18 protein-coding genes and 2 pseudogenes are annotated in these 22,717 nt (G+C 44.4%); 2 read left to right on the top strand and 18 right to left on the bottom strand.

From position 1 onward, the window contains the following. Positions 1-107 precede the first annotated feature (107 nt). A complete protein-coding gene (locus F6K38_RS10325; protein ID WP_044491881.1) occupies positions 108-668 on the top strand; it encodes a 5-formyltetrahydrofolate cyclo-ligase in 561 nt (186 codons plus the stop codon). 59 nt (positions 669-727) lie between these two features. Here F6K38_RS10325 and F6K38_RS10320 read toward each other — a convergent pair whose 3' ends face one another. The 11 genes and pseudogenes from F6K38_RS10320 to ccmP all read right to left on the bottom strand — a co-directional run bounded on the left by F6K38_RS10320 (position 728) and on the right by ccmP (position 11,490). Then, positions 728-3,283, bottom strand: a complete 2,556-nt coding sequence (locus F6K38_RS10320) for an HD family phosphohydrolase (protein ID WP_044491856.1) — start codon at positions 3,281-3,283, stop codon at positions 728-730. 95 nt (positions 3,284-3,378) lie between these two features. Then, complete coding sequence (locus F6K38_RS10315; RefSeq protein ID WP_008177928.1) at positions 3,379-3,747, bottom strand: RRXRR domain-containing protein; 369 nt, start codon at positions 3,745-3,747, stop codon at positions 3,379-3,381. 448 nt (positions 3,748-4,195) lie between these two features. After that, positions 4,196-5,155, bottom strand: a complete 960-nt coding sequence (locus F6K38_RS10310; RefSeq protein ID WP_008177931.1) for an ADP-ribosylglycohydrolase family protein — start codon at positions 5,153-5,155, stop codon at positions 4,196-4,198. A gap of 80 nt (positions 5,156-5,235) precedes the next feature. After that, complete coding sequence (gene aroQ / locus F6K38_RS10305; RefSeq protein WP_008177933.1) at positions 5,236-5,706, bottom strand: type II 3-dehydroquinate dehydratase; 471 nt, start codon at positions 5,704-5,706, stop codon at positions 5,236-5,238. A gap of 9 nt (positions 5,707-5,715) precedes the next feature. Beyond that, the gene (locus F6K38_RS10300) at positions 5,716-5,856 is read right to left on the bottom strand and encodes a hypothetical protein (protein ID WP_008177935.1); all 141 of its coding nucleotides are present in this window, start codon (positions 5,854-5,856) and stop codon (positions 5,716-5,718) included. A gap of 753 nt (positions 5,857-6,609) precedes the next feature. After that, a complete protein-coding gene (locus F6K38_RS10295) occupies positions 6,610-7,575 on the bottom strand; it encodes a CHAD domain-containing protein (RefSeq protein WP_008177938.1) in 966 nt (321 codons plus the stop codon). Positions 7,576-7,589: 14 nt separating this feature from the next. Next, positions 7,590-8,771, bottom strand: coding sequence for an RNA-guided endonuclease InsQ/TnpB family protein (locus tag F6K38_RS10290; protein WP_008177940.1), 1,182 nt, complete (start codon positions 8,769-8,771; stop codon positions 7,590-7,592). Next, positions 8,692-9,270 (bottom strand): annotated as a pseudogene (locus F6K38_RS10285) (IS607 family transposase). Before F6K38_RS10285 ends, F6K38_RS10290 begins: the two are co-directional and overlap by 80 nt. A gap of 314 nt (positions 9,271-9,584) precedes the next feature. Next, a pseudogene (locus F6K38_RS10280) lies at positions 9,585-9,791 on the bottom strand (1-acyl-sn-glycerol-3-phosphate acyltransferase); the annotation flags it as partial. Positions 9,792-9,920: 129 nt separating this feature from the next. Next, the gene (locus F6K38_RS10275) at positions 9,921-10,757 is read right to left on the bottom strand and encodes a pentapeptide repeat-containing protein (RefSeq protein WP_008177946.1); all 837 of its coding nucleotides are present in this window, start codon (positions 10,755-10,757) and stop codon (positions 9,921-9,923) included. A gap of 91 nt (positions 10,758-10,848) precedes the next feature. Next, entirely contained in the window at positions 10,849-11,490 is a 642-nt protein-coding gene (gene ccmP / locus F6K38_RS10270) for a beta-carboxysome protein CcmP (RefSeq protein WP_044491860.1), read from the bottom strand. A gap of 1,243 nt (positions 11,491-12,733) precedes the next feature. On the opposite strand from ccmP, the gene proS reads away from it, so the two are divergent. Beyond that, positions 12,734-14,545, top strand: coding sequence for a proline--tRNA ligase (proS, locus tag F6K38_RS10265; protein ID WP_008177951.1), 1,812 nt, complete (start codon positions 12,734-12,736; stop codon positions 14,543-14,545). Between the two features lie 146 nt (positions 14,546-14,691). Here proS and F6K38_RS10260 read toward each other — a convergent pair whose 3' ends face one another. From F6K38_RS10260 to glnA, 7 genes are all read right to left on the bottom strand, one after another. Further along, entirely contained in the window at positions 14,692-14,808 is a 117-nt protein-coding gene (locus F6K38_RS10260; RefSeq protein ID WP_324293442.1) for a sensor histidine kinase, read from the bottom strand. A gap of 35 nt (positions 14,809-14,843) precedes the next feature. After that, complete coding sequence (locus F6K38_RS10255) at positions 14,844-15,674, bottom strand: response regulator (protein ID WP_287356573.1); 831 nt, start codon at positions 15,672-15,674, stop codon at positions 14,844-14,846. Positions 15,675-16,363: 689 nt separating this feature from the next. Beyond that, a complete protein-coding gene (locus F6K38_RS10250; RefSeq protein ID WP_287294048.1) occupies positions 16,364-17,173 on the bottom strand; it encodes a lipoate--protein ligase family protein in 810 nt (269 codons plus the stop codon). Between the two features lie 83 nt (positions 17,174-17,256). After that, positions 17,257-17,760 carry a YbjN domain-containing protein gene (locus F6K38_RS10245; RefSeq protein ID WP_008177958.1) on the bottom strand — a complete coding sequence of 168 codons (504 nt, stop codon included), beginning with the start codon at positions 17,758-17,760 and terminating at the stop codon, positions 17,257-17,259. A 262-nt stretch (positions 17,761-18,022) separates the two neighbouring features. Further along, positions 18,023-18,922 (bottom strand): ferritin-like domain-containing protein, encoded by a 900-nt coding sequence (locus F6K38_RS10240; RefSeq protein WP_044491863.1) that lies wholly within the window; start codon positions 18,920-18,922, stop codon positions 18,023-18,025. A gap of 428 nt (positions 18,923-19,350) precedes the next feature. Next, positions 19,351-20,634, bottom strand: coding sequence for an RNA-guided endonuclease IscB (iscB, locus tag F6K38_RS10235; protein ID WP_287251413.1), 1,284 nt, complete (start codon positions 20,632-20,634; stop codon positions 19,351-19,353). 306 nt (positions 20,635-20,940) lie between these two features. Then, positions 20,941-22,362: a type I glutamate--ammonia ligase gene (glnA, locus tag F6K38_RS10230; protein ID WP_008177966.1), complete on the bottom strand. Its 1,422-nt coding sequence runs from the start codon at positions 22,360-22,362 to the stop codon at positions 20,941-20,943. Positions 22,363-22,717 lie beyond the last annotated feature (355 nt).

Raw genomic sequence — 22,717 nt, 5'->3', positions numbered from 1 at the left:
GTTTCCCCCAAGACCGCGCTGCATCGCTAAATGCAAGTCGGTATGATTACCTACTATCAGCATAGTTTGTTGATATGATCGCCCTATCAAACCGGAGGGAAGATCAGATGAACAAAGCAGAACTACGCCGATCCCTGCTTCAAAAGCGCCAGTCTATGTCTGTAGAAGAATGGCGGCAAAAAAGCGATCGCATCTGTACCCATCTACAATCTGGCGTCCTAGTTACCCAGTCACAAACAGTTTTAGCCTATTTCAGTTTTCGACAAGAACCAGATCTAAGTCCCCTATTTACAGACACTAAGCACTGCTGGGGACTACCCCGATGTGTGGGAAAATCTCTCTTCTGGCATACCTGGAAGGCGGGCGTTCCATTGCAAAAAGGAAATTATGGTATTTTAGAACCCAAACCTAATGCTACCACCCTAGAGCCAAAGGATGTGAATTTAATCCTTGTACCCGCTGTGGCTTGTGACCAGCGGGGGTATCGTTTGGGCTACGGTGGTGGTTTCTATGACCGACTGCTGAATTCACCAGAGTGGGATTCTATTCCTACCATCGGCATTGTATTTGAATTTGCCTATATACCTCAACTACCCATTGATGAGTGGGACAAAGGCTTGCACAGTGTTTGTACAGAAACAGGATTCAAGAGGGTGGAACAGATCTGAAATTCCGTGTTTCATACTGTTTCATACTCTTGCTGTACAAAAACTTGAGACTTCGTACTTCATTTAGTAGACGATTGACAATTAAGCGCTCCCTTTGGATAAGCAATACGTTGGTGATTATATTGTTGCCAAACTCTGATGAACACTTGGGCAATTTTTGATAAATCCTGCCGGGTTAGCCCAGAATCGACTAATTGGTTGTCCTGCCAGCGAGCTTTGAGAATTTTATTGACCACCGTAAGAGCAGTTTCCGGAGTGACCTCTTTGAGTGAGCGTAGCGCCGCTTCACAGGCATCAGCTAACATAACTACACCAGTTTCCTGGGACTGGGGAATTGGACCGTCATAACGAAAATATGACTCGTCCACAGACCCAGTACCTTCAAGTTGAGCTTTTTGCTGAGCCTGGAAATAAAAATAGGAAATCAGCAATTTCCCCTGATGCTCTGGGATAAAGTCCCGCACTGCCTTGGGTAACTGGTGCTTACGAGCCATAACCAGTCCTTCGGTAACGTGCTTTTTGATAATTTCAGCACTCTTGAAAGGATCATTAATCTGATCATGCTTGTTCGGACCACCCATTTGATTTTCTATAAACCCTAACGGATCGTGCATTTTACCAATGTCATGGTAGAGCGTACCTGCCCGAACCAGTTCCACATTACAGTGGAGTTCTTGAGCCGCTGCTTCTGCCAAAGAAGCAACAAACAGAGTATGTTGAAACGTTCCAGGTGCCTCAGTAGCTAGACGCTTGAGCAAGGGACGGTTGGGATTAGACAATTCTGCCAGACGAATCGGTGTCACCAGGTCAAACAAACGTTCCAGGTAAGGTGATAGCCCCAGGGCGACAATACTCCAAGCTAAGCCAGACAAACCTAATAACAAGGCTCCTGGCAGAACTGCAGACCAAATTGTACTAGCAGTGGCACTAATAATCAGATTGATAATCAGGGAAACGACACCTTGAGTTAAGCCCACCCCAACTCCGAGCAGAGCCAATTCCTCTCGCGATCGCATTCGTCCTGCCATCAAGGCACCCAGTAAACCACCAGCAACATTTGCTAGTACTTGTTCTCCAGTGACTTCCATACTAAAGGTCACTAAGCCTGTCAGTAAACCCACTACTGTCACGCCCATCGTAGACCCATAAAAGTTCCCTACTAACAAAGCAATAGCAGGCATAGTGTAGGGAATCTCGAAGAAGGGACTCTTGAAAAGTATTGATATTGGCATACTCAGGGTCAGTAGCAATACCAAAATGTAGTCCCGCCGTCTCCATTTCGGGTGAACTCGCCGTTGCACTAAGGCAAAGATGCCCACCGTAGTAGTAACCAAACCACCAAATCCCATCAAACCCAGCCAGTTAATTCCTCGACGGCTTAAGTCGAAATAATCCAGTAGTACAAAGTCTGTTTGAGTGATGGTTTCACCTTCGGTTACAATCACATCTCCTTTCCGCACTGAAACCATCATTGGTTCCACTTTTTCTGCTGCCTGTTCTGCTATGAGCTTGGTTAATTCTTTGTTTTCGATCAAGTTGGGTTCTAAAACTCTCACTAGTAAATACTTGGCTAGTGGTTGAGCTTCCTGGGGCATAAGGCTACTCAAGTTTACCTTCACCGCCTCTTGGATCAGATTTGGTGGTAATCCTGGAACAATGCCTTGGGTCAGGATGCGACTAGCAGCCTGCTTAATGACTATGCGGGTTTTCTGCCAATCTTGATCTGATAGATCGAGTACGGAAACATCATTTAGGCTACTGAATTCAGGGCTAAGGTATTCTGAGAGCTGAGGCAACACCTGAGCATACTGTTGGCGAGCAGCAGATATTGACTCAATCAGAGCTGAGAACTCTTGTTCAGAAGACTTTTGACGGTAGCTTTGCAGTTCACTTACTGCCTGAACAAAAGCTACATTTAATGAATTTTCTGGCGGAGTCGGTGGTTTGGCTTCAGAATCAAACCCGTTGCCATGGTTATCGATATCTGAAAATGCCAAGATAGCCCGCCATTCCCATTCCTTACTTTGCCGTAGATACCGCTGGGTGGCGATGGATAGTACATCAGTCTTTACAAAAGGAAAAACACCGCTGTTAGTGCGCAGTTCTTCGACAGCGTCCAGAGACTTATCAAGATTTTGATAAATTCCTTCTGTAACAGATTGGTCAATCATCAAGACTGGTTGAGCACCTCTTTGAGCTTCTTTGCGTCTCTCAGCCGTGGTCTTAGAGTCCTCAACTATAGCATCGAATGGTGCCCGGATTGTCTGTGGTGCTACTCTGTCTTCACGTAGCTGTGGCTGATTGTAAAAGCGCCCTCCCATAACACTGGTCAGGGAAACCACTGCTAAAGTCCACATTACAGGTAGAGTAATTCTCTGTTGAATTTGGTGCTGGCTTTTGCCCCAATCTTTTCCTGAAGTTAGGCTAGTCGAAGTGCCTTCACCATGGGTTGGAGACTCTCTCGGCTGTAGAGGTTGTCCTTTCAAATTCTCCTGCTGTGGGCTAACTGAGGATTTGGCAGCACTAGAGGAGTTAAATCCCAAAAAACTGCGAAGGTGCTGAGATGTTCGCCGTAATTGCGTGATCGGCTGCGTCAGCGAATTGAACGTTTTCATAGCACAGGAATGGCAATGTCTGGTAACAGTAGCGGTCTGCTCACAATTTGCTGTGTGGTGGTGGCATTTTGCTTAAAGACATCTACATTTATTTATTATTCATAAAAAACACTGGAAAGTTTGCCTCCACTCATTTTAAATCCACTCATTTGACATGGGTAGAGCCCACGTTGCGTGGGAAACTTCCAGTGACAATCAGGCCTTGTATACTGTAACAGTAACTGGAGTTTGCGAACAGAAAACTTCATTAAAGTGGTAATTATGGTTTCGTGGTTACCTTGGTCAATCCCCATGGCTATTGGTTGGGTTTGACTTCCAGATGATTCACAGACCAACTTCACCGTAAATACGCCTAGGTCATTATTTACAACTTTAGCTTTTCTTTCTTTGATCCATTCCCTAGGGGAACTTGGGGTAATTTGCATTAGTGGCTGTCGAGTTGGTGATAAAATGGCTACTCCCATGGAGATAATCCTCAATCATGGAGTTATAAGTCCCCTCGACCACCTAATCCAAGATGATTCCTGTCGTTAACCGCGACTGAAGTCAGCAGTCTTGCAGATACTCCAGCTTAGGGGTTGTGGCTGGAAGTTCTTACCAGGATTAGGCTCAATGGTCTAGTCACACTTAGGCTTAAGTCTTACCCCATAAGCACCCTTTATTGCGGGGTCAGTAACAGAATATAATCTCAGACTTCACTGATTTTTAGCTGACAAGGCTCAGAAGCCAGTGTTTTTTTAGATCATCTTAGTTTAACTGGTTTATATTGGTTTTACCTATAGCTGTGGTAGCAAATTCAACACCACGGGTGCAACACAGGCCATGAAAATTTTATGTACCATCAAGTTTCAGGCTACAGCCCCTTGTAGGTGGAGCTTCATTTTTGGTTTGACAGTCCGTTGATTGAACAGCTTATCGCGATCCGATCACTCTTGGTGCTACCACAGCTAGCTTCTGAAACTCAGCTATGGCTGAAACATCATATACACCTGACCACACTGCCAACAACTGGTCTGCTAATTGCCATTGGTCAACCCCAGTACCGCTGAGGTTAAGCGCCATCAGCCAGGGCACTGGAATACCGATGATACCGTTATAGGCACCAGCTAAAGCACCTGTTAAGGCAGCAGTAGTTTGTGATTGATAGCCTGTAAGAGCTGCACGAGTTACACAGAGGCGAAAATCTTCTGGGGTGTTTAGGAAACAGTACAATGCTAAGGCAATCGATAAAGAGCAGTCATCCTCAGACTCATTTCTACGCCTTTGCTCTCGACGCAGCTGGATAACAGTTTGTTCTAAACTTGCCCCAAGCTCGAGTAGAGTTTGTAATTGTTCCAAGTGTTGCACCCAGACCTTTTGATTTTGATAGTTCCCTAGGTAGGCAATGATTCTGGAAATCAGGGTAGGGCAGTCAAGTTTTTCGGTAAGGGCGATCGCTGTCGCCCAAGCTATTGTCAAGACACTCTCAAACCTTTCAGAATCATTTTGCCAAATTGCTGCCGCCTCTAGCAGTTTTTGGCGCAACTTGACTTCATCTTCATGAAAAAATAATGCTATTGGTAAGGTTGCTACTGCTGCTTCGCTACTGTTGGCAGTCCCTTTTAATGAAAGGATAGAGGGTTGAGCCTTTTCACACTGCACTAACCAATCTCCTAAATCGAGGTTGCCACAGCGAATCAAACTTTCAATACCACAAGTAGCAATCTTGCTCCAATGGGAAATCGTCTTACTCAGACCAGCATCCCCTTGGGATGGCGGTCGAAATCTTACTTGAGCTGGTCGTAACTTTTGGCAGCCACTCCCAGCCAGGATTTCTCCCACAAGGCTACCTAACAAGGCACCTCTAAATCGGTTCAAAAGTGAGTACCGCATCCATATTTTGTCAAGAAATCTAGTGTGCTTTTAAATTGCCTTTTTCAACCCGCAAGGCAGCACCCATCAAATTTTTGATTTTAATTACCAATCGATTTTCTCAATGTAAGAACTAGAGCCTGTAACCCCAGTCTATAGCTGTTAGCTCCAAAACCACTAATCTGACCGACTACCACTGGTGCCATGAACGAATGATGTCTAAAGGCTTCTCGTTGATAGATGTTGCTAAGATGAACTTCTACAGTTGGCAAGGCTACCGCAGCTATTGCATCTCGAATAGCCACACTGGTATGGGTATAAGCAGCAGCATTAATTAAAATCCCGTCGTGGTGTCCTAAAGCTTCATGTATCCTATCGACTAAGATACCTTCATGATTAGACTGCAACGCTGTCACGCTTGCCTCAAGCCTTTGCCCTTCTTGCTCTAGGAGATAGTTAATCTCATCCAAGGTGACAGATCCATAAATACCTGGTTCTCGCTGTCCCAGTAAATTAAGATTGGGACCATGGAGAACCAGGATACTTAGACGTTTTCGAGAATCACCGGACACAATGACTATCTAATTCCGACGACACCTTGGGTCATTAACAGGAATGGGGATTGGTTCTGGTTCAGGCTGAGCCTCAGGACCTAATAGCGCTTCAATAAGCTTGCGCGCCCATTCTTGAATTTTTTCCAAAACCTTTTCTATATAGTCCATCAAGCAAAAAGCTCCTATAAGACCACTTGTATCTTTTCTTTTACACTTTCAGTTCCCTAACAGGTTAAAAACCATTACTGCTTTTTGAGCAGATCAGCAAGGGAATCAGTCTTGCCTAAGGTTTTTTTGGCTTGACCATGACTCTGAGAAAGGAAAAAGAACAAAGTGTTGTATCTATTATGTTAATAAGGCTAGCACATTTTATACAATTCATTCAACCAAGATACATTAACCGTGTTTATACCCTCACCAGCATAAGACCTATCAGTTGCCTGACCGAAAAATTGGGGAGTGTGAGGGGTGAGGTCTATACGCCCCTAGCTTTAGATATGGGGTTAGCATCACCCCTGACATAAAACAATTGAGGGATTCGGCGTTTCATTTGTTCTGTTTGTGTTATGATGTTATTACTGGCCTACCACAGGTGAGAAGTCGTCGGTATCACCAATTAATCTACGACGTAAAGCGATGGTAGCAGCAAGGGAGCGAAAAACCCTAAAAACGCATGGACTCTAAAGAGTACCGACCAAAGCGCAAAAGTTAAGTTTTTTAGTCAAAGGTAGGGCGGGGCACGCCCAAACCCTGGGAGAGTTATTCCAGTAAGCTTGTGGAGAGCAGACCGCTGGGTACACTTGCTTAAACTAGATAATGCGTTTGTAGACGGTTATTTGGTGCGAGGAACGGTAAAACCCTTGTGTATTAAAGTCAGCTCGTCGAAACAAGAATCCCCTGGCATAAGCGCCATGGGGAGTGTCAATCAGTCAGTAATATTTGCCGAAAGGCTTGCCTGGTTTCGGGCTTCAAATAATTCTGTTGTAAGGTTTGCCACTGTTGCCATGATTTGTAGCGGTTGGCCTGTAGTAACTGAGCCAACTGGGGAGCGTTATGCTTTAGGTCTGAGTGAAAGACAGAGTTTAAGAATTCGTCTAAAACCATACTGTCCTGAATATCACCTAAGATGCCTTGAATTTGCTTCATATCTTCGACATAGTCCTTATAGGTAGGACTATAGAGTTCAGTAAATAGATTCATTTGGTAACGCACCCGCTTGGCTTGCTTGCGTAGATCGTGAATCATTGATCCACGAATGGCTAGCAGGGACTCAACTGCTGCTGGTTTCAGCTGCTTGGGAGTTTGGCTACCAGTATCCTTAAGATCAACGCCCACTAGCCAAGCGGGGTGGAGTAACAGGCGGCTGACAATGGGTAAGAGTAAATCAGGTAATACTGCAGCCGCTGGCATCTGAGCCATTTCTTTATAGGTGGGTTTTTTTAGCCACAGTTTTAAGGTTTGCTTAAGCTTTTGGTGTGGCTTACCTTGCAGAACGTCCCGAACTTGTTTTAAAGCTTTGCACCGCTTTTTTTCCAAGTAAACGTAGGCTTGCTTCAATGCTTTCCGTTCTTTGGTCGGTAACTTGGGTTGGTAACCTTTGTGGAGGGTTTCTTGGAGGACATCTAGATCTCGAAGACTCCCTAGAATACGGGCAATCTTACCAATCTGTTTTTCAGAGGCTGCTTTGGGCAAGACTACGGCAGGGGTAAAACTAGTGACGGCGGTACGCAAGCGCCGCATTCCGATACGCATTTGGTGCAGCTGTTCGGGATCTCGATCTTCGAGAACGGCGGCTTCGTGACTAAGCATTTTCTGGAAGTGTTTCTGAATTCCCAGATAACTCCATTCTCCAATGGTTTTGGTTTGGGGTAATACTAGTTTGTTCATCGTCCCAGATACGTTTAACCCGGTAATTCGTGGGCTTCGCCGGAATCCGTGTATAGCACGTCAGTAATTGACGAGGAGGTATCTCTCAAAGCTTTCAGGAAAATCCCAAAAGCGCCATTGTGGTCTCGATCAAGTGTGTGTCCGCATTCAGGGCACAAAAACTTCTTAGATCCGCCTAACTTACGGTGAACATGGCCACACCTTGTACAAGTCTTGGAAGTGTACTCTTCAGATACGTCTACTACAAAACAACCTCTTTTAGTTGCCTGATGCTTCAACGTCATCTTGAATCGGTAATGTGCCCAATTCATCATTGCCCTAACTGTTTTACTTCTGATTTTCCTTTTAGCCTTACCGACCATTTGTGATGTTTCAAACTTTGGTAAGTAAATAACTTGATATTCAGAAGTTAGATAGCAAGAAATTTTCTTGTGGGCTTCATCAATTAGGTTACGAATTTTTACCCTAATCCTTTGAGCAGCCTTCCTTAACTTAAACCTCTTTCTCTTGTTAGGGCGTCCCTTGGCCAAGGCTGCCTGACAAATTAATCGATCTAAATGAGAACACAGGCGATAAACCCTTCCAATGTCCCCAGTCCCTAAGTCTATAAATCTCTGGCCATCAAATCCAGTTAAAAAGCTCCTCACGCCTGGGTCTAAGGCGATTGCTTTTTGAGGGATAGGGAAATTATCTTGGTCTGATTCAACGGCAAAGCTAATAAACCACCGACCTCGATCAATGCTAAGTATCGGCTCGTGAGTCATTTTCTCAGGGAGTGGTTCACTGCTAGTGAACGTTAATCCTTTGGTCTGTCTAGGATAAAAGACACCTTTGGAGAAATTAGACTTTTGGAATCGAATAGATTGGACTGGATCGCAGTACCGCCTAAACTTAGTATGACCACCAGATTTAATAGCAGCTTTGTACGCTTCAAAAGCTTGAAACACTGCTAATTGTCTAGGGTTGTAGGGAGTTTGATTTACCCATTCAGGAACATCTAACATCACCTTTTTCCTGAGGTCATACTTCCCAATTTTTGTAGTTTTGAGGATGGCGACCGCTTTATTGTAACACCATCTAGCTGCGTTAATCCAAGTTCTCCATTTAAGCTTCAGTTCAGTTCCCGGGTAAACTCGGATCTTCTTTGATAGCAGTTTTGTACTTCCTGAGACCGTAGAGTCGGCAACTGAAGACATGGACAATGGCGAGGATATTCTCCACCATCTCTCCCTCATAAGATAGGTCTGACTGGTTGAGAACCAAGATCTTGCCACCGTTTTGCGTAACATACCATTCGATAAGTTCAAATCCGAATCTTGGCCTACGGTCTTTGTGTGGGAGCACAACCAGGTTGATATCTCTTGACATGACCCGTCCCAATAAGGTTTTAAGACCTTTTCGCTTGTAGTTGAGTTCTCAGCCGATGTCAAAGATGATTTCTGCTTCCGGGAATTGCCCTTGGCAGAACGCCGCTTGCCTTTCGAGGTCGTCTTTTTGTTTTTTGCTTGAAACCCTGGCGTAGATGACGACTGGCTTGTTTGGGACTTGTCCAAGAACGGAGTCAACATCGTACCTCTGTTGATTACTTGGGGTTCTAATGGTTTTGATTTTTCCTGCTTGATCCCAGTATCGGAGTGTTCGCTGTGATACTCCAAGGATTTCGCAAGCCTTTCGGGGTGGAACATAACGCATCAGCGGTTAGTAATAATTGGCTTTCTATATACTGGTACCAGAGTCTGCCGATGAATTCCAGACACTGCCGGAAAAATAATCATCTATTAGCTACAGTCTGAGGTCTAGCAAGCCAGACTCTTGAGATTGAGGTTGAGTGGACTCAGGATAGTTAGAGTCCAAAGCTTAACCTCAAGTTAACCAAAATCCCACTTTGATTAACTTGAGGTTAAGGATAAAAATAATGCTATATATTTTTACTTAGTCAGAGAATATTGTCAAGTTATGATCAGACTTTCCATAGAGGTTTGCAGCTCATGAGTCAGGTCAACTATAGCTTATCTAGCACCATGACGACTGGCTCGATAGGCTGGGTAAAACTCAGAGACCGATATTGGTTTACCAACTCTCATCTGTACCCTTTGCTTACCTAATCGAGGACGATCAAAGGGGTTGCCACCCTTGAGGCGAGTCACCAGATCCCATAGCAGTAAGGTTGTCTCAACAAACCGCTCGACGGTGGGTTTTTCCAGCACATATTGACCTGGTGAGATAAATTTTAGGGGCGGTTGGGCATAACTCATCGGTGTCTGGTCGATAGTGTCTGTTGGATGATACTTGCAGCACTAACTGATTAATCGAAGGTTTGATTGATTGTGATCAGATGTAGTGATCTAAGGATGGATAGTTCCATCAGGCATAATTGTTTCCCTTAGATTAGCTTGGCTTAGTTCAGCTTCAATGATAGTAGCCCCAGTTAAGTTAGCTTTACTGAGGTTAGCGCCCCTCAGCTTAGCTGTAGTGAGGTTAGACCCGCTTAAATTAGCTTTGGTAAGGTTCGCCCATCTAATGTCAACCCCGTAAAGGTCTGCCTCTGCTAGGTTAGCTCCAAACAGATAGCTTCCACTCAGGTGAGCTTCTGCTAGGTTAGCCCCTGGACACTCAGCTTTGTATAGGTAAGCCCCAAGCAGTTCAGCTTGATGAAGATTAGCATTGCTCAGATTAGCATGGCAGAGATTGGCAGCCATAAGGTTAGCCTCAACCAGGTTAGTCCGTCTTAGCTTTGCCCCACTTAAATCTGCTTCTGAGAGATTAGCTTTGAGCAAGCTAGTGCCAATTAGGTTAGCATTACTCAAATCAGCTTCCATCAGGTTAGCTAGGGTCAAGTCAGCCCCAATTAAATTGGCACCATTTAGGTCAGCCCTGATCAGGTTAGCTGCTATAAGTTTAGTCCCAATTAGCTCTGCCGAGATCAGTTTAGCTTTGATTAGTTCAGCATCTTGGAGGTTGGCATTACTGAGGTTAGCTTGACTGAGGTTAGCGCTAATCAGTTTAATATTGCCTAGATTTGCCTTTTTTAGGTTAGCTTTTGCTAAGTTTACCCTTTCAAAGTTAGCCCCATTGAGGTTAACTTCGCTAAGGTCTGGTTCTAGATCTAGATTTGTCTTTCTCCATTCTGTCCATCTCAATGGATCTTGTTTGAGTAGAGCAAGATGTTCTAGATTGGCCATTGAGGTTCTCCTTCACATTATGTAGCGGTGCCAACAAAGACTTTAACCCAATGGCACTACATTAAGGGATCAGGTCAGGAAGAATTCCTTTCTATTCCTTGCGCTTGGCAGCAGGATGTTCACGACCACTCACGCTTTCAATAGCAGTCAGCGCTGCTTGAGACGCTGCTAATATATCCCGTTCTTCTCCGCCTAGGTAGAGGCGTCCAAAGCTGCCCACTGCACTAATTTGTAAGATGTTAATTAAGGCGGATTTCTCTGCTTCATTGGCAGCTAGGGCAGCATAGGCAGCTGGCTCAACTTCTAATACATATAGGGTTTGCCCTGCTAGCAACATTTGACCGCGCCGTGTGCGATTAATTAACTGGGTCTGGTGGGCATCAATATTACGGATAATTTGGCTAGAAATGACCCGAGGTTTGAGCCGATCCTGTTCACGGACGCCCAGTGCGTCTAAAATTGCTTTGCCAGCTGTACGGGTTTCCCCTTGTTTATTAGCATGCACCTCTAGAAGTCCGTAAAGCCGTTCGACCACCAGCACTCCTGGACGCACGGCAGTGGATTTGAGGGCAATATCGGTAATCCGGTTAATTTCAATACCTGGTGAGATTTCAATCCAAAGGGAGGTATCTCCTGGTAAGGGCAAAAATCCTAACGCTACTGTTCCCATGTAAGCGGCGTGCTGAGGCTGCAAGCTGTCTATGTATACGTAACTGCGTAGTTCAATACCCAAAGTTTATATCTGTTCCTTTTTTAGTGACTAGAAGTTGTCCAAAAGGCAATTCGCACTCACAGAAGCCTACCACACCTCTCGACCTTCTGGTTTACCCCAGTGAACCTCTTCACTGATTTCGACTTGATTGGCTAGTAATTCATCTAGGGTATATTCTTCAGGTTATTCTACCGGTCCCAAGACTAATTTTCCGTCTACAACCCTGGAGATTATATTCATCTTTAGTCCCTACTGCTAAGCAATGGCTTTGGGAATTATAATGGCTAAGGAGTTTCTCCACCTACTGATATCCGTTAGTGAAGCATCTCGGTTGGAGATTCGTAATGGTGTTGATTTTATGAATTTTAATTACAGATATACAGCCGCCATAAAACTATGGTAAATTCAGGGGTATTAGTTTCTTTTTAATTCAATTGTCTGCTGCGTTTTTTTGCTATAAATCTGATAATTATTCCAGAAAAATATCCATCATGGCTTTTAATATGATTATTTGTTAATTAATTTAATTTTATTGCTAGTTTATTTTTTTTACCTATAAATTATCTATCGTAATTATCTGGATATTTTATTTATATCTAAGTTTTTTTTGATAGCATAAAAACTCTTATAATAAAGAGTATTGTTTGATCATAACAATGATCAAAATAGCGTCAAAAACTCTTGTTTATCTTTTATTAATTTTTATTTAAACAGTATGATTTTATTTATAGACAGCAATAAGTATTATCACTATCACTTAAATCTAGTCTTGTTTGGTTGAGCTATGAATTGAAAAACGTCTCCAATATTACATTTTTAAGAGTCCGTTGGTTATCGATAATAATCTGGTTGATAGGGGATTGGTTAATGCTTTGGTTGCTCTTACTGATATCTAGTTTATTTAAAGCTCCGATGGTAACCTGTTCACTAATCAAAGCAAGAAAACGTAAGGTGTTGCGTCAGTCTTAGAATGAATAGGAGTAGAGTGGGCATCCTGCCCGCCCGAAAATATTGATAACAGGCAAGATGCCTGTTCCACAAAACTATTCACATCATTCCATTATTAAGCAACGCCAAACGTAAAGCTTCGCAAGCTAAAACGTCTATAACCAAGATTATGCTAATTGAAATTAAACTAGAAACTAGCCTATAATCACATACCTTCTCAGAGGTTGAAGAGTATGTCAATCCTGGCTGACATACTGTTGATGAAAGTTTTAAACTGATGAGATAATGGTAGTTTGGTCTAAAAAGGAAGTAAGTAATGCGACTGTCTCAGATGCTGTTGGTGACACTGCGGGAAGACCCAGTGGAAGCAGAAATCCCTAGCCATAAACTTTTGCTCCGTGCGGGTTACATTCGACGTATTGGCAGTGGCATATACGCCTATTTACCTATGATGTGGCGTGTCCTCAAAAAAGTTTCTCAGATTGTGCGGGAGGAAATGGATGCCACAGGTGCTCAAGAGTGTCTACTGCCTCAGCTACAACCGTCTGAGCTGTGGAAAGAATCGGGTCGTTGGGACACCTACACCAAAGCTGAGGGCATTATGTTTGCTCTGATTGACCGACAAAAGCGGGAATTGGGGCTTGGACCAACCCATGAAGAGGTAATCACTACTGTTGCTAAGGACATGATTCGCTCCTATCGGCAATTACCTCTAAACCTGTATCAAATTCAAACTAAGTTCCGAGATGAAATTCGCCCCCGATTTGGGCTGATGCGGGGACGGGAATTCATTATGAAGGATGCGTACTCCTTCCATACCGATCACGAAAGCCTGAAAAAGACTTATCAGGCGATGGATCAAGCCTATAGAAATATGTTTAGCCGCAGTGGTTTGGAGTTTAGAGCGGTTGAGGCTGACTCTGGGGCGATTGGGGGTTCGGGTTCTCAAGAATTTATGGTTCTGGCTGATGCTGGGGAAGACGAGATTCTCTACACAGAGGATGGCAAGTATTCTGCCAATGTGGAAAAAGCGGTTTCCTTACCACCAGACCTAGAGCCCTCACCCTATAACACTTATGAAAAACTAGAAACTCCAAACACCTCAACTATTGACACCCTCTGTCAATTCCTGAAGTGCTCTGCCACTAGTGTGGTAAAAAATGTCCTTTACCAAATTGTCTATGACAACGGGATGACGGTGTTGGTTTTAGTGAGCATTCGGGGGGATCAAGATGTAAATGAGGTGAAGTTACAGAATGAATTGGTGAAATTGGCAGACCAATACGATGCCACAACGGTTTTAGCCCTGACGGTACCAGAGGTGGCTACCCAGGAAAAATGGGCATCGAAACCTCTACCTTTGGGCTACATGGCACCTGATTTGGCAGATGATTATATCAAGTCAGCTAAAGATATTGCGCCTCAGTTTTTGCGGTTGGTAGATCAAACAGCAGTGGAACTGAAAAACTTTACTACTGGTTCTAATGAGTCAGGCTATCACGTAGTTGGTGCCAATTGGGGTGAGCAATTCCAGTTACCGAAGCTAGTGGTGGATGTCCGTAAGGCGAGTCCAGGCGATCGCGCCATCCATGACCCGAATCAAACCCTAAAAAGCGCTCGCGGAATAGAAGTTGGCCATATTTTCCAGTTGGGGACGAAATACTCATCGGCGATGGGGGCTACCTACACCAGTGAGCAAGGGGAAGAAATTCCGTTATGTATGGGCTGTTATGGGGTGGGAGTGTCTCGGTTAGCTCAAGCAGCTGTAGAGCAATCCTATGACAAGGATGGGATTATCTGGCCAGTTGCGATCGCACCCTACCATGTGATTATCACGATCCCGAATGTGGGAGATACCCAGCAGATGGCAGCAGCAGAAAAACTTTACACTCAACTCAATGAAGCAGGTATCGAAACCCTGCTTGATGACCGCAACGAACGAGCTGGGGTCAAGTTCAAAGATGCTGATTTAATTGGGATTCCCTACCGGATTGTCACTGGGCGATCGCTTAAAGATGGCAAAGTGGAAGTGGTGGAACGGGCTACCCACAAATCGACAGAACTCTCCCTTGAGGAAGTGCTACCCACCCTGAAGCAGTGGATTGATACAGCTCTAAGGACGGTTTAGGATTGAGGGTTGCAGGTTGAACGCGATTGCGTGGCCTTTTGGCCAAGGTTGTTCGCCCAAGGCGATTTGATCTAGGGTAGGTTGAAGGATACAAGGAAGGATACAAGGATAACCATTGGGTGAATATGACGAATGACTAATCAGTGTTAAACCCATTCTATGGGTAGGGAAACAGTAAACTTCGCTCCCTTACCCAATTCACTGTCCACAGTTATCTGACCCGCCATCAGATCACAGAGCTTTTTCGCGATCGCTAAACCCAACCCAGCCCCACTATACTTGCGGGTGTCCGACTCATCTACCTGAGTGAAGGGTCAGTCAGTTGGAGTTGAGTACTGTCAGTTCGAGCATGCTGCATCATGCTTTGAATGATGCCCTCGGCTCTTTGACCATGAAGTTTGATAGCGAGAGAATTGTCTCGCAGTTCTGTCAAGGTGTCTTTGATATAGCTAGCTGTTGTTGTTTTTATATGCTCTAATTGTATTTTAAATTCTTCGATGAGTTCCTCAGCTAACTCCATCGAACCTTCGGCATAATTGTTGACAAAGTTGAGAGGATTCCTCAGTTCATGGGCAACCCCTGCAGTTAAGGTACCGAGGTATGCTAGTTTCTCTGTGGCAATAATTTGCTCTTGGGCTTCCTTAAGCTGTTGGAAAGTCTTACTTAACCTGGTTTCCGCCGCCGCACGTTCCGCAACTTCTTGTTTCAAACGGGCATTTTGTTCATCAAGGGTTATAGTCAAATGTCTTAGTTGTAGATGTATCCTTACTCTAGCTAATACCTCGTCTTGTTGAAACGGTTTGGTGATGTAATCGACGGCTCCGATGGAAAGACCTTTGACCTGATCAACTGTGTCAGTCAGTGCGGTCATGAAAATTACGGGGATGTCTCGATTTGAAGGGTTTGCTTTTAGTCTTTTGCAAGTCTCAAATCCGTCAATTCCTGGCATCATTACGTCCAATAGAATTAGATCGGGTTGATTATAGTTAACTTGTTCAATCGCGCTTTCACCATCTGTTTCCACAGCAACCGTAAAGCCAGCATTGTGCAAAGCCTGGGATATGACTGATAAATTGGTGGGTGTATCATCTACAACTAAGATGAGATTTTTGTCTTGATCGTATGTCACTGGTTCAGGGTCATATCAACACAAATCGATTTACTCATAAATTGTAAAATATCTATAATTTATCATCCCTTAACCATGTCTAAGTCTAAATTTATTTATTAAAATAAAACAAATAGTTTTGAGTTATAATCCTAGAAAATTTATTTATTATGAATTTATTTTTATCAATTATTTCACTTATTAGAGTTAGCAAAATCTAAGCCGGATCAAAAAATGGATAGCCTGATTAATCTGTGCTGCTGCATACTTGAAGCTATTACTGAAAAAGGTGCTTGTTTAGGATTATATAAACTTACCTTGAACTTACCCTCAGGGAAAATACTGACAGGAGGTGGGATTTATGGCAGTTATTGTCAAAAATTGAGAAACGAGCCAGGAGTATATTGGGCTCGGAACAGGATTTGGAGCTTACAAATCATCACGCCCAAGTCATTTCTGGTAGTAACTTTAGACATCAGCTAGTTTGTTGCCTACTTTTGCTTAAGTTCTGATATAGCACTACGCATTCAGATGTAAGACAATTCCTAAACTCCGAAACGTAAGTAATCGCTTACTTCTGACTTCTTACTTCTTACTTCTGACTTGCACGTAGCGCTATAATTTCTGTTTTATCCATGATAAAAACCTCTCCTTGTCTGCTTTTCCATCAGCCTTAACTATGGGTGTTCAACCAGATTTGTTCTGATCGGCTATTGATCTGATCGGCTATTTACCAAAGCCAGAATTTCTTGCCACTCCTGATTTGATAAAGGCTTCTCTACCAACTCCACACCAAAACAATCGGCAGCAGCATGAGTTAGGGCATCCACCACAATGTTTATTAAGGCATCTCCCCGTTGAGCCATGGGTAGATCAAAGGGAGGGGGCGCTTCCCCAAACACTTGAGTATACAGTCCAGCATCTGGTTCTAAGGGAATTGAGCCATGCTGCAAAATCACATTACCACGGCGCAATTGAGCACTACCAATCAGTTTAGAACCATCTGCCAACACTAAATCGGCACCAGTAGCAGTCCCGAAACAGTTGGGATTGTGAATATACCCCCGTCCGGCTGAACCATAGTGCAACTCTACACCAAGCGAGCGCCACCCCTGAATCAAAAACTCACAAATTTGGTGATAGGCATCAAGACGTTTACCAGTCAACCCGGAATTAACCACCATATAGGTCAAATCTCCCTGATGTAGCACAGCTCTACCACCAGTGGGACGCCTTACCAGCTCTACTGGTTGTGATGCCCAAGTGAGTTGTTCCCAGAACTCAGGCCAACGGCGTTGATGGTAGCCAACAGAGATGGTTGGTGATGCCCAGGTATAAAATCGCAATACTGGGGGATGTTTTCCCCGTTGGTGCTGGGCTAGTAGCCACTGGTCAATGGCCATCTGAAGCCGCCCTGATGCCTGTAGTAAGGGAATTAAACGCCAGGATGAACTCTGAAGTGGTAAGTCTGAACTATCAGAAGTCTCAAGTGGTAAGTCTGAAGTATTAAACAATGCCATTGTTGGCTGATTTGTTCGCTAACTGGTATGTTTTAATCTTTATCCTTCACCTGTGTGGTAATATCAACTGGAATCAGAAGATTTTAGGCCGCACCAAACTCAGCTTGTAATAAGTCATCATTGTCATCGGCTATAGTGGCTACCACGGTAATGGCGCGAGAAATTTCTCCTGGGGACAATTCAGCAACAGTTCGCGTGGATAACACGACAACTTGATCCTCAACAATAGCAAAGCGGGATTCAAAGGTGTCATACCAGTTCATTTCCAGGAGCTTGCGCATCAATTTTGCCTCGTCCTTGGCAGGTAGATGCATCACAGAAGACCAAGCTGTGAAGGTGTCATCATCTGTGGAACCAGTGAGCTGAACGAATACTTCCACGCTACCGTACTGAAACTTCCACAAGTAGCCTTCTTCACTGTGGCTTACCATAGCGCTATTGTTTTGTTCCAGGCTGGAGATGACCGTTTCAATGTTTTCGACATAGTTAACGGCAGTCATAGTCTGGTTGAACTCACTGGCAACGATTTCTGCCATTGACAAGTCTTGACTAGATAGAGTGTCAGGATTCGGCTGTGGGTTTGTCATAATCTATTTCTCTGTGCTGGTCTTGGGGTTTGCCTAAGACCCAGTATCACCTGTAGCTATGCTTCTTGACACGTTGAGTGATTTTCTTAAATCAAGGGTCGAGACATGCAATTAGGTGAGACAGGCAAAAAGGAAAGGGTCAAGGGGAAAAAATGATTTTGCCTTAACCTTTTTCCTTGAACCCTTGTCTTAGATTTTACCTTTGAGATACCGAAACACTAACAAATGCCCTTGAACAGCTTCTGACTTCTTGACCAATTTTCTAGGAGACAGCTTTTTGCTGATGTTTAGATACCTGATTCAGACCGTTCAAAAACATTGGCACAAATTTTTCGATAAACCCTTGTGGATCTTGCTGCCAAGCCTTTTGTGCTACCTGAATCCTGGTCATTTGCAGTTCAGGGGCTAGCAAGGTTTGGGGTAAGCGCTCGATCAGGTACTGAGGACGTTCCCACACTGGCAAAGTATTGGCAACCTCTAGCAAGTTATTGAGTCGGCGCAGTTCAGCACCTGCCATCAGATCTATACCAGATTCATAAGCCGCCTGTTCTATCGCTACATACTGGCGCTTTGCCTGTTCGACCTTCTGTCGATGTTCTGGGCTTTTCTTGGCAATTTGTGCCAACCACCGATTCCCCCAACGCACATGACCAACTTCCTCTGGGAAAATCTGTTCAATGGTTTTAAGAATCTTAATATTTTCTTCCGTTTTCGGTGCCTCTTTCAATGCTTTGATGTGAGCTGAGAAGTACTCACATCCCCGTTTTTCGGTGACATTAATCGCTGCCAAACCACCGATCAGTCCATCGTTCAGCTTTCCTGGTTGTTTATAGCTTTCCTGGTCGATCAGTCGATCAAATTCCTTGATGTAGGACACTCCAGGGGGCTTACCAATATCTGCCCCCAGTTTCATGAGTAGGTCAGTCAGCCACATGGCATGACGAGCTTCGTCAGCAATGTGATGAGATAGGTCACGCACCAGTTCTTTTGGCTGACCATCCAGCTTTTCTACCAAATCCGTGAGATCCAGGCAACTGTGTTGTTCGTTGTAGCGATAGCGGTTGAGCATGACCAGGTGAAGTTTGCGATCGCGTACCACATGTGGCAGGATTTCACGGGCACCCATGCCATTGTTTGATTTGTGAGGATATGCAACTGTCATAGATTTTCTTAGCTAAACCCGCACCAAACCCACGTCTGACCCGATAGGGGAACGGTCGTTGAATTGGGGACAGGAATTATTTATGACCAAGTCTACTGTAGACTATAATAGCGTTTAGATCTCGGTTGTTAACATACTCCCAAAGGCCAAGAGGCATGCATGTAAGAGGCAAAAGGCAAAAGGGGCAAGAGCTCCGGAGTTTTATTCGACAATAAAAAAAGACAATACAGGTTTACATCTCAAATACAAACGCGCTTATCATGAAAAAAATTACTGGACCTCGTAGCAGCAAAAAACATGATTCAGTAATAAAATCAATCTAAAATCAGTGTGGCTCGAAGTGTTCCTCAATGGACACTGACCCTACGGTTTCAGCTGTCCGAGGAATTGCCGTCAAACAAACAATTGAGCGATAGTAAATCCGCTGTTCAGGAGCCATATTCGTATCCATCAGCAAAGTGAATAGTTTTCAAATATTTTGGATGAACGTCAAACCTTTTGCCGACTGTGGTTAGTTTGAAACTTGGTCTAAATCGAATCGCCACTCGACCGGTGTAGATTCCTAGGTACTTCCCAGTTAAAACATTAGCTTTCACTAAATCCCCTGTCTGGAAACCCATAAAGAACTTTTGGGATGGAGCATGACGGATTGGGAAGCCGTAGCGGTCAGTCCCGCAACGCTGACGAGTTCCATGACCTTTTGCCTTGATTAATAGTGGCTTAACTCCCTTTAAAAGTAGCTTTTCCGGTGTAGAGGCACCTACGCAAGCCGCATCAGTCCAGTGGTGTTTCTCGATGCCTCTGGTCTTACGGTTAAACTTGGTTGTACCCCCTGTACCTGTTTCTAATAGCAAACTGAACGATTGCAGCCTTCTGAACAGTTCCCATCGGGTAGCGTTAACGGCTGCCGCATCTTTCAATGGTGCTAATGCTTGTGCCAAAATTCGTTTGAGAACTAATGGTTTTTTTTTCAGGAACTCTTCAACAGGTTGGTTTCCTTTGGCTTGATTACAATAATGACAAGCCAATGTTAAGTTGCTCACACGGTTACTACCTCCCCTTGATTTGGCGATGATATGTTCAATCTCTAAGGGGACATTTTCAACGCCGCAATAAGTGCATTTTCTACCCCATTTGGTCAATAGATACTCTTTTACTTCAAAGCCAAAGAGCTCTCCGTGTTGATACTCAACACCGCTAATCTCAGGATTTTGTAATTCCTGAGTATCGAACCTAACCAGCTCAGTAGAGATGGCTGTAATAGGACAAACTTTGAGCATCCGTCTGACCCATGTTTCAATGTTGGCAATCCGACTCTCAAGAGAGGGAGGTAACCATCCTTGTTTACGGGTTCGATTCAGAAATCGAGGTTTACGGTAACGGGTTTTACGGTTACGGCGTGCCCTTCTTAATGCCCTACGAGATTCAAGGGCGTCTTTAATTTGTTGCCCTCTGTGAGAGATTTCTAACGCTCCTACAACACGTCCTGTCTCCTCTTGAACTACGGCAATTCCAGTTACTTTGCTTCCAGGGTCAATCTTAATCCTATGAGGATGAACTATCGATTCTTCCGCCGTTCTCTCCTGTAGCACGATCGTGAATGGATAGCGCTTGTAGACTTTCGCTCGTCCTTTTGTGAGTAGTTCTCTCGCCCGTGCTGGATGGCAAGGGTCAAGAGGCAAAATGTTTTTGTCTACTACGAAAACTCGCATTACTTTGAACGCTCAACATAAGTTGGTAAGGTTTGCCTCGACGTGTTAAGACTCGGTACTTTCTGAGTAACACTGGCTTTCCCGAATGACCTGTTTAATTACCCAGTTGTAGTGCTTGAAACTGGCACGCATTTCAAGGTACGAATTTTAACGCTTAGTCTTAACGGCTGCGCGAGGCGAGGATTTCTTGCCTCGCGCCGTCTGGTCAACAGGCTTTATTCAAGCCCACACTGTACCTTGAGGGTCAGTGTGCGGTAGTTGACCCTAGAGGATGGCTAATGGTCTTAGTTCACCATTGACAAAGTATTAGACATCGTAGTATAGTGCGAACTCATAGGGATGAGGCCGCAACCGCATGGGGTTGACTTCGTTGTCTAGTTTGAATTCAATCCAGTTGGTAATGAAGTCTTCGGTAAATACTCCTGATTCAGTCAAGAAGGTATGATCCTTTTCTAAGGCTGCCAGAGCATCCTCTAGAGAACCGGGGGTGGATGGAATTTTGCTCAATTCCTCTGGAGAGAGGTCGTAAATATCCACATCTAGAGAGTCACCTGGTTCAATCTCGTTCTTGATGCCATCAATACCAGCACAGAGCATGGCAGCGAAGGCGAGATAGGGGTTACAGGTGGCATCAGGGCAACGGAACTCTAACCGCTTGGCCTTAGGATTGGGGCCAGACAGAGGAATGCGGATGGAAGCTGAACGGTTGCCTTGGGAGTAAGCTAAGTTGACTGGGGCTTCAAACCCAGGAACCAGACGCTTGTAGGAGTTCGTGCTGGGGTTGGTAAGTGCTAACAGAGCCGGGGCGTGCTTGAGTAAACCACCGATGTAATGGAGCGCCATGGTACTTAGGTTGGCGTAACCATCACCCCAGAACAAGGGTTCCCCATCCTTCCAGATAGATTGGTGGGTATGCATTCCCGAACCATTGTCATTAAAGATTGGTTTGGGCATGAAGGTGACAGTTCTGCCATACTTTTTGGCAACATTTTTGATGACATACTTATAAGTCATCAGATCGTCAGCAGCCTTAATTAGGGTGCCAAAGCGGAAACCCAACTCGTTCTGTCCACCTGTAGCTACCTCGTGGTGGTGCTTTTCAATGGGTACGCCGCACTCTGCCATGGTTAGCAGCATTTCGGTACGCATGTCTTGCAGGGTGTCTGTGGGGGAGACAGGGAAATAACCTTCTTTATAGCGAGGCTTATATCCGAGGTTACCACCTGCTTCTTCTCGACCAGAATTCCAACGACCTTCAACGCTGTCTACATAGTAGTAGCACTGGCTCTCGGTTTGGTCAAAGCGAACATCATCAAACACAAAGAATTCAGCTTCTGGACCAAAGAAGGCGGTATCCCCAATGCCAGTGCTGATCAGATAGTCAAGGGCTTTCTGAGCAATGCTGCGTGGATCGCGGCTGTACCATTCCCCAGTACGCGGTTCCTTAATGCTGCAAATCATGCTCAGGGTTGGTTCTTTCATGAATGGGTCGATCCAAGCCGTTGTGGCATCAGGAACCATTGCCATGTCAGATTCGTTGATTGCTTTCCAACCCCGAATACTTGAACCATCGAAGGGAACTCCATCGACAAAGGAATCCTCTTCTATTTGGTCTTGGTAAAACGAGCAGTGCTGCCAGATCCCTGGCATATCAATGAATTTAAGGTCGATGATTTTTATGTTTTGGTCTTGAATCATTTTCAAGACTTCTTGTGGGGTTTCAGGCATGAATGACTCCTTTGATCAGCTTTACGTTTGTTTACAAAGAAACAATCTTAGAAAATTACTTGAGTTAGTGAATCTACCAAAATTGGCGACACTTAAGCTTTCCCAAACCGAGGACGGGCTAGGTAAGCATCCGAGTCAGTTATTCCTGGGGAGATACTTTTTTTTGAGTGGTGCAAGCAGCACGATTTTCTTAAAAGCATCTTGATGGGCTTTTCCCTTGAACAGTGAAAAGTTGTAGTTCCCTGATTCCTGACTCATCCTAGGGATAGAAAGTAGGACATTATGTATCTAACAATACAGAATGTCCTAAGATGATCGGATCTCATATGAATAAAAAATTAAATTTTCGAGTTCT

The sequence above is a fragment of the Moorena sp. SIO3B2 genome (genome assembly GCF_010692525.1).
Lineage (GTDB): Bacteria > Cyanobacteriota > Cyanobacteriia > Cyanobacteriales > Coleofasciculaceae > Moorena > Moorena producens.
Note: the sequence above shows the minus strand (reverse complement) of the source record. Positions and strands in the feature narration are given on the sequence as shown.